Source organism: Paracoccus pacificus, assembly GCF_042680785.1.
Taxonomy (GTDB): domain Bacteria; phylum Pseudomonadota; class Alphaproteobacteria; order Rhodobacterales; family Rhodobacteraceae; genus Paracoccus; species Paracoccus pacificus.
The window spans coordinates 139,015-152,660 of the sequence record NZ_JBHUEN010000043.1; the positions used below are offsets into that span (position 1 = coordinate 139,015).

The following is a 13,646-nucleotide window of genomic DNA, read 5'->3' on the forward strand; positions in this document are numbered from 1 at the left end:
GCATCCGGTCGACCAGCCGAAGTTTAAGGGGTTCTTATGGGATACCGCGCGCCAGTCGACCAGATTCGTTTCATTCTGGATCATGTCGTCGATTTCAGACGGGTGGCCGGGCTAAAGGCATTCGCCGATGCGACCCCCGATACGGTTGAGGCGATCCTGACCGAAGCCGGGCGGCTGACCACCGAGGTCATGGCGCCGCTGAACCGCGCAAGCGACCTGAACCCGACGCGGCTGGAAAACGGCGTCATCCGCTCGACCCCCGGCTTCGCCGAGGCGTTCCGGGCGATCGCTGACGGCGGCTGGGTGGGGCTGGCCGCCAACCCGGAATACGGCGGCTCGGGCCTGCCGCAGACGCTGAATGTCGCGGTGGGCGAGATGATGTCGGGCGCCTGCCTGTCCCTGCAACTGAACCCGCTTCTGACCCAGGGTCAGATCGAGGCGCTGGAACACCACGCCAGCGATGAGATCCGGGCGCTCTACCTGCCGCGCCTGAACAGCGGCGAGTGGTCGGGCACCATGAACCTGACCGAGCCGCAGGCGGGCAGCGATGTCGGCGCGCTGCGGACCCGGGCCGAGAACGCGGGCGACGGCAGCTATCGCATCACCGGGCAAAAGATCTTCATCACATGGGGCGACAGCGATCTGAGCGGGAACGTCTGTCATCTGGTTCTGGCGCGCCTGCCGGATGCGCCGCAGGGCACGCGCGGCATCAGCCTGTTCATCGTGCCGAAGCTTCTGCCCGACGATCAGGGCAATCCGGGCGTCGCGAACAGCCTGAAGGTCGTCAGCATCGAGCACAAGCTGGGCATACACGGCAGCCCGACCTGCGTCATGTCCTTTGACGGCGCGACCGGCTGGCTGGTCGGTCAGGAAAACAAGGGCATGGCGGCGATGTTCACGATGATGAACAACGCCCGCCTTGGCGTCGGCATGCAGGGCGTCGGTGTGGCCGAGGCCGCATTGCAGCAGGCCGTCGATTACGCCGTCGATCGTGTGCAGACCGGCCCGATCATCGATCATGCCGATGTGCGCCGCATGCTGGCCGAGGCCCGGGCCGAGATCTTTGCCGCCCGCGCCATCGGGCTGGCCTGCGCGGTCGCGATTGATCTGGCGCGCGGCGGCGATGACCCCGAGGCCGCCGCCCGCGCCGCCTTCCTGACCCCGATCGCCAAGGCCTATGGCACCGACGTCGGCAGCCGCGTTGCGGATATCGGCATTCAGGTTCAAGGCGGCATGGGCTATGTCGAGGAAACCGGCGCTGCGCAGTTTCTGCGCGATGTGCGGATCACCCGGATTTATGAGGGGACCAATGGCATTCAGGCCATGGATCTGATCGGGCGCAAGCTCTCGGATGACGGCGAGGCCGCGCTGCGCCTTCTGGACGAAATCGGCGAGGGGGCGAAAGCCGCGCAATCCGATCTGCCCGAGCTTGCGAACACGGTCTGGGACGCTGCCGAATCGATGCGCGAAGCCGTGCAGGCGATGTTGGCCGACGATGCCGCCGACCGCGCCGCCGGCGGGACCCCGTTCCTGAACGCCTTCGCCGGCGTGCTGGGGGCCCATTACCACCTGCGCGCCGCCATGCATGGCGGCGCGGCCGAAAAGGCGCTGGCACGGGTGTTCGCGGCGCGCATCCTGCCGCTTCATTCGGCCTATCTGGGGGCGGCGCGGGCCGGCGCGGCGGATCTGTTCGCGCTGGATGCGGCGGCATTGCGTGGATGAGCGCACCCATCGTCACCCCATGGGAAACCCCGCCCGGCCCGGGTGAGGCGATCGAGGTCGCGAAGGATATCCTGTGGCTGCGGATGCCGCTGCCGATGCGGCTAGATCATGTCAACGTCTATGCGCTTCGGGACGATGATGGCTGGACCCTTGTCGACACCGGGATTGATTCGGCGAAATCGCGTGAGATCTGGGGCGCGGTCTTGCGCGGGCCGCTGGGCGGCCACCCGGTCCGGCGGCTGATTGTCACCCATCACCACCCCGACCATATCGGCCTTGCCGGTTGGTTTCAGGCCCGTGGCGCGCAGCTTCTGACCACGCGAACCGCATGGCTGATGGCCCGGATGCTGCTGCTCGACCGGCAGGATCGGCCGCCGCCGGAAACCCTTGCTTACTGGCGCGCGGCCGGGATGCTGCCCGGGATGCTTGCCCGCAGGGGGGCCGAGCGGCCCTATAATCCCGCCGATTTCGTCCATCCGATGCCGCTGGGCTATGCGCGCCTGACCGAGGGGCAGGGGCTGCGGCTGGCCGGCAGGGATTGGGTGGTCAGAATGGGCGACGGGCACGCGCCCGAACATGCGACATTGTGGTCGACGGCCGATGATCTGGTGCTGGGCGGCGACCAGTTGCTGCCGTCGATCTCGCCCAATCTGGGTGTTTATGCGACCGAGCCCGAGGCCGATCCGGTGGGCGACTGGCTGGAAAGCTGCGCCCGTCTTGCGCCCCATGCCCGCGATTCGCAGCTTGTGCTGCCGGGGCATAAACTGCCCTTCACCGGTCTTCCCACCCGCCTGACCCAGATGGAGGAGAATCACCGCTCTGCCCTCGAACGGCTTGAAACCAGACTGAAAACGGGTCCCCGCACCGCCACGCAATGTTTCGACATTCTTTTCAAGCGCACGATCGGTGAGTCCGAATACGGGCTGGCGCTGGTCGAGGCCGTCGCGCATCTGAATTACCTTTCCGCGCGTGGGCGGCTCTGGAAAGTGGGGCAGGATGAACACGGCGGGACGCTTTGGTCCTCGATCGCGCCCGTGGGGTCGTGACAGCCGCCGATTGATCGGTTAATTCTTGCACAGGCGACACCGGCAGCCCGGTGAAACTGCTTTACCGCCGCATCTAGGGACCTGCCGAGGAAGCCAATGGCCACGCACCATAAAGACCACGCCGCTACTGATCACACCCACGGCGAGATGGACATCCGCGCCCATGAACGGACGTTCGATGGTTTTGTGCATATGTGCATGTGGGTCGCCATCATCTCGTTCGTCATCCTGATCTTTCTGGCCCTCGTGAATAGCTGATCCCATGCTTTCCCTGATTTCGTTGCGGCGCATTCTGACGGCGCTTCTTCTGCCGCTGTTGCTTGCCGCTTGCGGCGCCGACAATATCTATGCCAGCGACGAGGCCGTTCGCGCGGCCCGCTACAGCACGAACCAGCCGCCTTATATCTCGCTGATGACGGTGATCGGCATTCCGCGCGGCGAGGGCGGGCATTCCGCGCTGGTGATCAACGGCAGCCAGCGCGTGCTGTTCGATCCGGCGGGAAGCTGGCAGCATCCGGCGGTCCCCGAACGCTATGACGTTCACTATGGGATCACCGACAACATCCTGAATTTCTACATAGATTACCACGCGCGGGCGACCTATTACGTTCAGGAAATCCGGGTGCCGGTCAGCCTTGCCACGGCCGACGCCGCCATCCGCGCGGCCGAACAGAACGGCGCGGTCAATAAATCCTTCTGCGCGGTGGGCACCGGACGCGTGCTGCGTTCCGTGCCGGGCTTTGAAAGCATGCCGACAGGCTTTTCGCCGATCAGACTGCGCGACGCCTTTGCCCGCCTGCCGGGTGCGCAGGTGAACACCTATTACGACGGCGATCCGCGCATCAAGCATAACGTCATCATCAACCCCTGACGGCTTACCCGCGTTTCCCCCCGGCGGCCAATCGGCCGTCGGTCGGGGCACCGTTCGGGGATACGCCGGGGCGGGGCAATCCGTCGCGGCACCCAGGGTTGACCCCGCGCGCCTCTGCGACGATACCCCAGGGCACAGCACCCGGCCCAAACCGGCCGGGCGTGGGCGTCAACCGACAGCAGGTCATGGCACGAGGCATCACCCCCCTAACCGAAAACCGGCCGACCAGCCGCAGGGTCGCGGCCTTGGGCGCGCTGTGGCCCTTTGTCCGGCCCTACCGCCTTCTGGCGCTGACCGCGATCGTGGCGCTGGCGCTGACCGCCGCGATCAGCCTTGTCCTGCCCTTGGCCGTGCGCCGCGTGGTCGACGGCTTTTCGCAGGGCGCGGATCTGCTGGACCAGTATTTCGGCGCCGCCTTGCTGATCGTGCTGCTGCTGGCCGTGGGTACGGGGCTGCGCTTCTATCTTGTCACGCGTCTGGGCGAACGTGTGGTGGCCGACATACGCAAGGCCGTGTTCGACCGCGTGACGGGGATGAGCCCGGCGTTCTTCGAGCGTATCCTGACCGGCGAGATCATCAGCCGGATCACCACCGACACCACGCTCATTCAGTCCGTCATCGGCTCGTCGCTGTCGATCGCGCTGCGCAACATACTCATTCTGGCCGGCGGCATGGTCATGCTGGTGCTGACCAGCGCCAAGCTGTCGGGGCTGGTCCTGTTGCTGGTGCCGCTTGTCGTCGCGCCGATCATCATCCTGGGGCGCCGGCTGCGCAACCTGTCGCGCGAAAGTCAGGACTGGATCGCGGCATCTTCTGGTGCCGCCTCCGAGCATCTTCTGGCGATCCAGACCGTCCAGTCCTTCACCCGTGAAACCCAGACGCGCCGCGGTTTCGCCGATGTGACCGAGGCCGCCTTCGACGCGGCACGCAGGCGTATCGCGACCCGCGCGGTGATGACGGCGATCGTGATATTCCTTGTTTTCACCGGCGTGCTCGGGGTCTTGTGGATCGGCGCCCGGGACGTGCGCGCCGGAGACATGACGGCAGGTGAGCTGGTCCAGTTCGTGATCTATGCGGTGCTGGTGGCGGGCGCGACCGGGGCGCTGTCGGAAATCTGGGGCGAGCTGCAGCGCGCGGCCGGCGCGACCGAGCGGTTGGCCGAGCTGCTCTCGGTCGAGGATCCGCTGCAGGATCCGGTCGATCCGGTGCCGCTGCCCCGTCCCGTCCGGGGCGAGATCGGGTTTCACGATGTCAGCTTTCGCTATCCGTCGCGTCCCGATGTCTCGGCGCTGCGCAACGTCGATCTGATCATCCATCCGGGCGAAACCGTCGCCGTGGTCGGCCCCTCGGGTGCCGGAAAAACCACTTTGGTGCAACTGATCCTGCGGTTCTGGGATCCCGACAAGGGCAGCGTGACCCTTGACGGGATCGACCTGCGCCGGATGCGGCGCGAGGATTTCCGCAGCGCCATCGCCGTGGTGCCGCAGGAATCGGCGATATTCGCCGCCTCTGCCCGCGACAATATCCGCTTTGGCCGCGCAGACGCCACCGACGCCGAGGTCGAGGCGGCGGCCAAGGCCGCCCATGCCGATGAATTCCTGCGCGCGCTGCCCGATGGCTATGACAGCTATCTGGGTGAGCGGGGGATCATGCTGTCGGGCGGCCAGCGCCAGCGCGTCGCCATTGCCCGCGCGATTCTGCGCAATGCCCCGATCCTGTTGCTGGACGAGGCGACCAGCGCGCTCGATTCCGAAAGCGAGAAGGCGGTGCAATCTGCCGTCGACAACCTTGCCCGCGACCGCACGACGGTGATCATCGCGCATCGTCTGGCGACGGTGATGAAGGCAGATCGGATCATCGTCATGGAGGCCGGGCAGGTCGTCGCGCAGGGCACCCATGGCGAACTTGTGGCGCAGGGCGGCCTTTACGCGCGTCTTGCGCGGCTGCAATTCACCGACGGGATGCCCGCCGCGCCGGAACCCGTCGAAGCCGAGGGCGTTCTTTAGCGGGGAAGCTAAGAAAAGGACCCGTTATCATGGCATTCTGGGATTTCGTGAAGGACGCCGGCAAATCGGTTTTCGGTGGTGAGGCAAAGGCCGCGGAACCACCGGCACCAAAGGCTGCCGCGCCGAAACCCGCTGCTGCACCCGCAGCCGCAAAGCCGGCCGCCACAGCGCCTGCCGCCGCGCCAGCGGCCGCGCCTACCGCCCAAAAATCCGAAATCGAACAGCGCGCCGATGCGTTGCGCAAGGAAGTCGCGCGGCTGGGTCTGGACGGCAATGACGTGCAACTGACGCTGCGCGGCGATGAGGTGATCATCAAGGGCAACGTCAAGGATCAGGCCACCCGAGAAAAGCTGATCCTTGCGGTCGGCAACGTCAAAGGCGTCGCCCGCGTCGTCGCCGATGACTTTGAAGGCGGGGCCGAGCCGGTTTTCTATACGGTGAAAAAGGGCGACACCCTGTCCGAAATCGCGCAAAAGACCTTGGGCAGCGCCAGCCGCTACAAGGAAATCTTCGAGGCGAACAAGCCGATGCTGACCGATCCGGACAAGATCTATCCGGGCCAGTCGCTGCGCATCCCGCAGTAAACCCGTCAAGGGCAACGCCGCGACGGTCCGCCGCCCCAAGGGTCGCGGGCCGTTCGCCATTCCGGCGTCCCGCATCCGATGACGCTGCGTATCGCGGCTGGTCAGGGCGGGTTCCACTTGCCGCGACGGACAAATTTTTGCCAATGTATCCGGACCCGTATGGGAGACGGGTGGCGCTGGCAAAGGGGAATGGATGGGCCGTTTTGTATCTCTGGAGGATCGGGATCGGGTCGAACAGGAAATGTCCTGGGCCGAACGAAACGCGCCGGCAACGCTTTATTCCTTTCTGACCCAGACCCGCGACCGCTTTCCGGACCGCCCGGCGATCTCGTTTCAGCTACTGTCGGGCAGGCATGATCCGGCGCGCACGCTGACCTGGACCGACCTGCACGAACGGGTGACCGAGGCCGCGAACCTGTTCCGGTCGCTTGGGGTCGGGCCGCAGGATACGGTTTCCTATGTGCTCCCCAATTGTCTGGAGACGGCGGCGACGCTGCTGGGCGGCGCGGTCGCCGGTGTCGTGAACCCGATCAACCCGCTGCTGGAACCCGAACAGATCGCGGGCATCCTGCGTGATACGAAATCCAAGGTCGTGGTGACGCTGCGCGCCTTTCCAAAAACCGATGTCGCCCAGAAGGTCGCCCGCGCCGTCGCGCTTGCACCCGATGTCGAAACGGTGATCGAGGTGGATCTCAAGCGTTATCTGACCGGGCTGAAGGCGTTGATCGTGCCGATCATCCGGCCGTCGAACAAGGTTACCCATCGCGCCAGAGTCATCAACTTCGAGGCCAGCGTCTCGGGCCAGCGCCATGACCGGCTGACCTTCGAGGATCCGCAGCGGGACCGCGTGGCGGCGCTTTTCCACACCGGTGGCACCACGGGGCTGCCCAAGGTGGCGCAGCATAAATATTCGGGCATGGTCTATAACGGCTGGCTTGGCGGCCGGCTGCTGTTCGACGAAACCGATGTGCTGATCTGCCCCTTGCCGCTGTTTCACGTCTTTGCCGCCTATCCGATCCTGATGTCCTGCATCGCATCGGGCGCGCATATGGTCCTGCCGACGCCCGCAGGCTATCGGGGCGACGGGGTTTTCGACAATTTCTGGAAGCTGATCGAACGCTGGCAGGTCACTTTCCTGATCACCGTTCCGACCGCCATCTCGGCCCTGATGCAGCGCAAGGTCGATGCCGACGTCTCCAGCCTGCGGACCGCGATCTCGGGTTCCGCCCCGCTGCCGAACGAGCTTTACAACCGCTTCAAGGCCGCGACGGGGGTCGAGATTGCCGAGGGGTACGGCCTGACCGAGGCCACCTGTCTGGTAAGCTGCAACCCGGTGGACGGGATAAAGAAGGTCGGCTCGGTGGGGCTGCCGCTGCCCTATACCAAGATCCGCATCCTGCGTCGTGCCGACGGCGCCTATCAGGATTGCGGCGTCGATGAGGTCGGCGAGATCTGCGTCTCGAACCCCGGCGTGTTCGAGGGACAGACCTATACCGATGCCGAAAAGAACCGGGATCTGTTCGTCGATGGCCGCTTTCTGCGCACCGGCGATCTGGGCCGGCTGGACGCCGACGGCTATCTGTGGATCACCGGGCGCGCCAAGGATCTGATCATCCGCGGCGGCCATAACATCGACCCCGCCGAGATCGAAGAGGCGCTACTGTCCCACCCGGCGGTGGCATTTGCCGGTGCCATAGGTCAACCGGATATCGTGGCGGGCGAACTGCCCTGCGCCTATGTCGAACTGGTTGCCGGACAGACCGCGACCCCGGAAGAACTGATCGCACATGCGCGTCAGAACATCTCGGAACGCGCGGCGGTGCCGAAATATGTCGAGATACTGGATGAGTTGCCGAAAACCGCCGTCGGGAAGATCTTCAAACCCGATCTGCGCAAGCGGGCGATCACCCGTGTGCTGGATCAGGCGCTGGCCGATCTGGGTTGCAACGTCGCCGAGGTGATCGAAGACAAGAAACGCGGTCTGGTCGCGCGGCTTGCCGGGGGCGACAAGGAAGCCGTCCGCAAGAAGATGGGCGAGTTCACCGTCGCCTGGGACTGGCAAGCGAAAAGCTGATCTCACCCCCGGCTGGCTGCGGTCAGCCGATCAGGTCCCGTTCCCACGGCTGGGTAAGGGCTTCCCTCGCGCGGACGCGGGCGCGCTCGGCCTCGCGCAGGGCCCATTCCCCGCCGGGCAGACGGGTCAGTGACCGCAGGCAGTCCTGCAAGGTTTCCTGCACCTCGTACAGCCCGGCGCCGTCCCGCGCGATGGGCGAATAGAAATCGCGATAAAGCTGCGCCAGATCCAGCGTCGGGGCATGGACATGGGTACAGATCGGCTCGGGTTCGCCGGCCACGTCATTCGGCGCCTGCAATTCCCGCATGATGCGCGTGCCCGCCCGCAGCACCTCGATCGCGGTGCCGGGGTCGTTGACGGCCGGGGAAAGTGCGCGGCTGGCGACCTCGGACAAGACCACCAGCCCATAATCGGGATCCTGATCAAAACTGCGCTGTACGCCGAGCGTAAAGGCCCCGCGCAGCGTTTCCGCAGCCTCCTCGCTGACCGGCGCCGAAAGGCGCAGCAGGGGCTCGGTCTCATGGACGTATTTTCCCGGCATGCGCAGAATTTCAATCGTCAGATCCAGCTCCTTGGCGAGGTCGTCCAGCACATTCATGTCGATATGGCAGACATAGCCGCTTTCCTCGGCGATCAGTTCGGGCGCGTCGGATGGCAGGTTTGCAGGCAGCGGGTTGGCGCCCAGTGTCGGGTGGTCGTTCAGGACGCGGGCGGCGGCGGTTGCGGCCTTCTCGATCCGCGCGACGATGTCGCTGATGCGGCCGAAATCGTTCAGCCGGTCGACCCAGCGCAGCAGCGCCCAGATGATCAGGACGATATCGCCAAGCGCGCAAAAGAACAAAAGCGTGCGCGCGCTTCCCTTATAATAGCCGGCGGACAGCCCGATGATGCCGACGATGCTGAACAGAAACGACCCGATGAAGATCGAGACCGCCAGTTGGGCGGCGGAATCGGTCGCCAAAAGCCGGATAGCGCGCGGCGTGGCGTTGCTGGTCGCGCCGGCAAAGGTCGAGACGATGATCGACATCGAGAAGGTCGTCACCGTCAGCATCGAGGACGCGACGATCTGCAACAGATCGTCCACCGCGCCCGAGGCCAGCTCGATGGGCAGGTTGTTGGGCAAAAGGTTGCCAAAGGCCGATGGGATGATCGCCATCAGCAGCCCGGCAAGGCTGAACAGCCAGACGCGGACCCACATCTCGCGCCAGACCTCGCGCAGGGTGTAAAGCAGCCTGCCGGTCAACCGGCCCTTCTTGTCTTCCGAGTTTCTTGCCACTGGCCCGACCGGTCCCGCATCTGTCCCTGTTCTCTGCGCCGAGTTTAGCGTGATTGCGCGGGCGTCGACAACGGCCGGATCCCGGGTTGTGGCCGATCTGCCCGCCTTACCCGCGGCGTGCTGGGGTTGTCAGGTAACGCCCAGCGTCTTGCGCGCGCGGGCGATAAGATCGGTCATTTCCTTCAACGGCATCTCACCGAACACCACCTCATCCCCGGCGATGAACGAGGGCGTGCCGGCCAGCCCGATATGATCGGCAAGCTGGAACGAGGTATCTATGTGGGCGGTGACCTCGGGGCGCTCCATATCGGCGCGCAGGCGCTTTTCGTCCAACCCGACCTGACGCGCCACCCGCAGCACCGTCGCCTCGACCGCGCGGTCCTTCATGCCCAGCATGGCGGCGTGGAATGGCCAGTATTTCTGTTGCCGGAGCGAGGCGAGCGAGGCTTTCGCGGCGAATTCGGACCCCTCGCCGAATACCGGCCACTCACGATAGACCACGCGCAGTTGCGGGTCGGACGAGATGAGCTTCTGCACCGTGCCCAGCATTTTCCGGCAATATTGACAGTTGTAATCGAAGAACTCGACCAACGTGATGTTGCCGTTGGGATTTCCCAGAACCGGCGCATTCGGGTCGCGTTCAAGCGCCTTGCGCAGCGCATCGGGCATCGGGTTCGGCCGCGCCGGCGTTTGCGCGAAAAGCGGCAGGGACGCCGCGCTGACCCCCAAAGCGGCGCCACTGGTGATGAAAACTCGGCGTGTCGGCATGATCGATCCTTTCGCGGCTGCACCCCATTGGTAGGGCGTGGGAGGCCCCGACAACAGTCACAATCGGGTGGGATCGGCCGCGCATGGCGTTTTCCGGGGCGTTTTTCTTTGGAGATTTGCCGATTCGACCGCATGCTGGGGGGATCAACCCATTCAGGTCGAAAGGAGCCCGCATGTTACGCCTGACCCTATCAGCCGCGCTGGCGGCAACCTTGGCTTTGCCGGCGGCCGCACAGCAGGCGCCGCCGCCGCAACCGCCCGTGATGCAGCCCACAGCGCCAACGCCAGATGCCGGCAACGCGGATACGCCCGCATCCCCAATCGTCCCGGTCCGCAAGGCGAATTGCGGCCGTGCGAAGCAGGTCACGTCGTAGGGGGGTGAGCGCCTAATTTATACCGAGGGCGGCGTCCGACCGCCGGTGGACGCATCAAACGCTTCTCCGATACGTTTTATGGCGCCGCATCTTCCTCTGGTCGATCAGAACGACCCGTCAAAGAAGCGTCCGCCCGAGCGGGCGGCCGGACGCTGCCCGGGCCGCTGGTCGCGGCTGTTCCGGGCGGAGGGTGGTGTGCGTGATTTCACGCACTGCCGCAGATGGCTCATGTGGAATGGTGTATGTAAGCACGCACAACGCATGAAAACTTTCTCACCTACCGCGTAAACTTCTTATACTTCACCCGCTTCGGCTCAATCGAATCCGGCCCCAGCCTGCGCACCTTATCCGCCTCATAGGCTTCGAAGTTGCCCTCGAACCATTCGACATGCGCATCGCCCTCGAACGCGAGGATATGGGTGCACAGCCGGTCAAGGAAGAATCGGTCGTGGCTGATGATCACCGCGCAGCCGGCGAAATCTTCCAGCGCGGCTTCCAGCGCCTGAAGGGTTTCCACGTCCAGATCGTTGGTCGGTTCGTCCAGCAGAAGCACGTTGCCGCCGGATTTCAGCAGTTTCGCCATGTGAACCCGGTTGCGTTCGCCGCCCGACAACTGGCCGACCTTCTTCTGCTGGTCGCCGCCCTTGAAGTTGAACGCAGACGCATAGGCGCGGCTGTTCATCGTCGCGTCGCCCAACTCGATCTGTTCGGCCCCGCCCGAGATTTCCTCCCACACCGTCTTGCCGTCGGCCAGCGCGTCGCGGGACTGGTCGACATAGGCGAGATGCACCGTGTCGCCAAAGCCGATCTCACCCGCGTCGGGCTTTTCCTGACCGGTCAGCATGCGGAACAGCGTCGATTTTCCGGCGCCGTTCGGGCCGATCACGCCGACGATGCCGCCGGGCGGCAGGCTGAAATCCAACCCTTCGATCAGCAGCTTGTCGCCCATGGCTTTTTTAAGCCCGGTAACCTCGATCACCTTGCTACCCAGGCGCTCGCCGTTCGGGATGATGATCTGGGCGCGGGACAGTTTTTCGCGCTCGGACTGGCCGGCGAGTTCGTTATAGGCGTTGATCCGGGCCTTCTGCTTGGCCTGGCGGGCCTTGGCGCCGGCACGGATCCATTCCAGTTCGCGTTCCAGAGATTTCTGCTTGGCCTTATCCTCGCGGGCTTCCTGTTCCAGCCGCTTGGCCTTTTGTTCCAGCCATGCGGAATAGTTGCCCTCATACGGGATGCCCCGGCCGCGATCGAGTTCAAGGATCCAGCCGGTGATGTCATCAAGGAAATAGCGGTCGTGGGTAACGATCAGGATGGTGCCGGGATATTCGATCAGGTGCTTTTGCAGCCAGGCGATGGTTTCGGCGTCAAGGTGGTTGGTCGGTTCGTCCAGAAGCAGCATGTCGGGCGCTTCCAGCAACAGCTTGCACAGCGCGACCCGGCGCTTCTCACCGCCCGAAAGCGTTTTCACGTCGGCATCGTCGGGCGGACAGCGCAGGGCCTCCATCGCCACGTCGATCTGGCTGTCCAGATCCCACAGGTTTTCGGCGTCGATTTCATCCTGAAGCTTCGCCATCTCGTCGGCGGTCTCGTCCGAGTAGTTCATTGCCAACTCGTTATAACGGTCGAGCTTGGCCTTTTTCGCCGCCACGCCCAGCATGACGTTTTCGCGGACGTTCAGGTTTTCGTCCAACTGCGGTTCCTGCGGCAGATAGCCGACGGTGGCGCCTTTGGCGGCCCATGCCTCGCCCGAGAAATCCTTGTCCCAGCCGGCCATGACCCGCAGCAGCGTCGATTTACCGGCGCCGTTGACGCCCACCACGCCGATCTTGACGCCGGGCAGGAAGTTCAGGCGGATGTTCTCGAACACCTTCTTGCCGCCGGGATAGGTCTTGGACACGCCGTCCATGTGATAAACGAACTGATAGGACGCCATCTGAAATCTCCTGCAAACGTTGGGTGGTATGTAGGCGATCGGCGCGGGAATGCAAAGTCACCGCGCGGCTGGCGGTCACGGGAACGTGGACTTCGCCGCCGATCCGCCCTAGGCTTTGAATTGCTGAAGATTGAACGGTATCAAGAGGTCATCCGATGAGTGGTTCCCCAGCACAAAAATCCCCACCCTACGGCAGAACGGTACAAGCCCAGTCACAGGTCCGTCCTGCCCTTCAGTGTTCGTCGGTGATGGAAAAAATCGCCAATCTCGGCGCCCGGATGAAGGTCGAGGATCAGGTTCTGCGCGATCAGATGGCTGCCTCGGATGAGAATGAATTCCAAAGCAAAGTGATTTTTTTCCTGACCTTCACCAAGGAAACCTCGCTCGCATTTCTGGATCTTGCCGGTGCGATTGTCGGTGGCACCGCCGGTCGCGTCAGTGCGTGGAGCCATGTTGCCGTGGATGGCGGGGCTTCAGCCTCGGAATATGCCTATGGCCAGCTTGACGGGGCCGAATTTGCGAAACGGGTGGGCAAGGCGGCCGTCACAGCCGCGAAGCAAAGCGGGGCGTCGGGTGGTGAACTTTACACGGTGGACAAGCTGAAGGACGCACAGACCATTTTGAACGGTGTCCAGAAGGCGAAAAGCGCGCCGACTACGACCGAGCGGGATCGGGCGGCCCAAAAGATGGCGTTGAATCTGGCCTTCGACAAACTGAAGGCGCTGGCCGAGGGAATGTCCGAGAACGACAAGGACGCGCCTGCGATCATCAAGCGCCTTCTGGGGATCGTGCAAGCGAGCTATAATTACCGCGCCGCGGTCGACAGCATGTTTGACAATCGTCTCGCCGAGACGGCGGCGATGTGGAAGGCGCGCAACCTGTATATCGCACGCCACCGCCAGATCACCCAGGAGCTGCGCGGCAAGATCCGCGAGCAGCTTGACCAGCTCAAGACCTGCGTGAACGAAGTGCCGGCAAGCTGACGGCAGGGC

Annotated in this window: 11 protein-coding genes; 8 read left to right on the forward strand and 3 right to left on the reverse strand. The window is 64.3% G+C overall.

All coding sequences use genetic code 11. The annotated features are described in order from the left end of the window. Nucleotides 1-36 precede the first annotated feature (36 nt). The 7 genes from ACFSCT_RS13165 to ACFSCT_RS13195 all read left to right on the forward strand — a co-directional run bounded on the left by ACFSCT_RS13165 (nucleotide 37) and on the right by ACFSCT_RS13195 (nucleotide 8,303). Nucleotides 37-1,722, forward strand: a complete 1,686-nt coding sequence (locus ACFSCT_RS13165) for an acyl-CoA dehydrogenase (protein WP_379143428.1) — start codon at nucleotides 37-39, stop codon at nucleotides 1,720-1,722. After that, complete coding sequence (locus ACFSCT_RS13170) at nucleotides 1,719-2,768, forward strand: MBL fold metallo-hydrolase (protein ID WP_379143429.1); 1,050 nt, start codon at nucleotides 1,719-1,721, stop codon at nucleotides 2,766-2,768. The genes ACFSCT_RS13165 and ACFSCT_RS13170 overlap by 4 nt, the downstream gene beginning before the upstream one ends. Nucleotides 2,769-2,864: 96 nt before the next feature. Next, the gene (locus ACFSCT_RS13175; protein WP_379143431.1) at nucleotides 2,865-3,026 is read left to right on the forward strand and encodes an aa3-type cytochrome c oxidase subunit IV; all 162 of its coding nucleotides are present in this window, start codon (nucleotides 2,865-2,867) and stop codon (nucleotides 3,024-3,026) included. A gap of 4 nt (nucleotides 3,027-3,030) precedes the next feature. Continuing rightward, a complete protein-coding gene (locus tag ACFSCT_RS13180; RefSeq protein ID WP_379143433.1) occupies nucleotides 3,031-3,639 on the forward strand; it encodes a hypothetical protein in 609 nt (202 codons plus the stop codon). Nucleotides 3,640-3,824: 185 nt separating this feature from the next. Beyond that, nucleotides 3,825-5,645, forward strand: coding sequence for an ABC transporter transmembrane domain-containing protein (locus ACFSCT_RS13185; RefSeq protein WP_379143434.1), 1,821 nt, complete (start codon nucleotides 3,825-3,827; stop codon nucleotides 5,643-5,645). A 29-nt stretch (nucleotides 5,646-5,674) separates the two neighbouring features. Further along, the gene (gene lysM, locus ACFSCT_RS13190; protein WP_379143435.1) at nucleotides 5,675-6,229 is read left to right on the forward strand and encodes a peptidoglycan-binding protein LysM; all 555 of its coding nucleotides are present in this window, start codon (nucleotides 5,675-5,677) and stop codon (nucleotides 6,227-6,229) included. A gap of 193 nt (nucleotides 6,230-6,422) precedes the next feature. After that, complete coding sequence (locus tag ACFSCT_RS13195; RefSeq protein ID WP_379143436.1) at nucleotides 6,423-8,303, forward strand: acyl-CoA synthetase; 1,881 nt, start codon at nucleotides 6,423-6,425, stop codon at nucleotides 8,301-8,303. A 22-nt stretch (nucleotides 8,304-8,325) separates the two neighbouring features. Here ACFSCT_RS13195 and ACFSCT_RS13200 read toward each other — a convergent pair whose 3' ends face one another. The 3 genes from ACFSCT_RS13200 to ettA all read right to left on the reverse strand — a co-directional run bounded on the left by ACFSCT_RS13200 (nucleotide 8,326) and on the right by ettA (nucleotide 12,654). Beyond that, nucleotides 8,326-9,579 (reverse strand): DUF2254 domain-containing protein, encoded by a 1,254-nt coding sequence (locus ACFSCT_RS13200; protein ID WP_379143437.1) that lies wholly within the window; start codon nucleotides 9,577-9,579, stop codon nucleotides 8,326-8,328. 129 nt (nucleotides 9,580-9,708) lie between these two features. Beyond that, entirely contained in the window at nucleotides 9,709-10,347 is a 639-nt protein-coding gene (locus ACFSCT_RS13205; RefSeq protein WP_379143439.1) for a DsbA family protein, read from the reverse strand. A gap of 651 nt (nucleotides 10,348-10,998) precedes the next feature. Then, complete coding sequence (gene ettA, locus ACFSCT_RS13210) at nucleotides 10,999-12,654, reverse strand: energy-dependent translational throttle protein EttA (RefSeq protein WP_379143440.1); 1,656 nt, start codon at nucleotides 12,652-12,654, stop codon at nucleotides 10,999-11,001. Nucleotides 12,655-12,902: 248 nt separating this feature from the next. On the opposite strand from ettA, the gene ACFSCT_RS13215 reads away from it, so the two are divergent. After that, nucleotides 12,903-13,637 (forward strand): hypothetical protein, encoded by a 735-nt coding sequence (locus ACFSCT_RS13215; protein ID WP_379143442.1) that lies wholly within the window; start codon nucleotides 12,903-12,905, stop codon nucleotides 13,635-13,637. The last annotated feature ends 9 nt before the right edge of the window (nucleotides 13,638-13,646 follow it).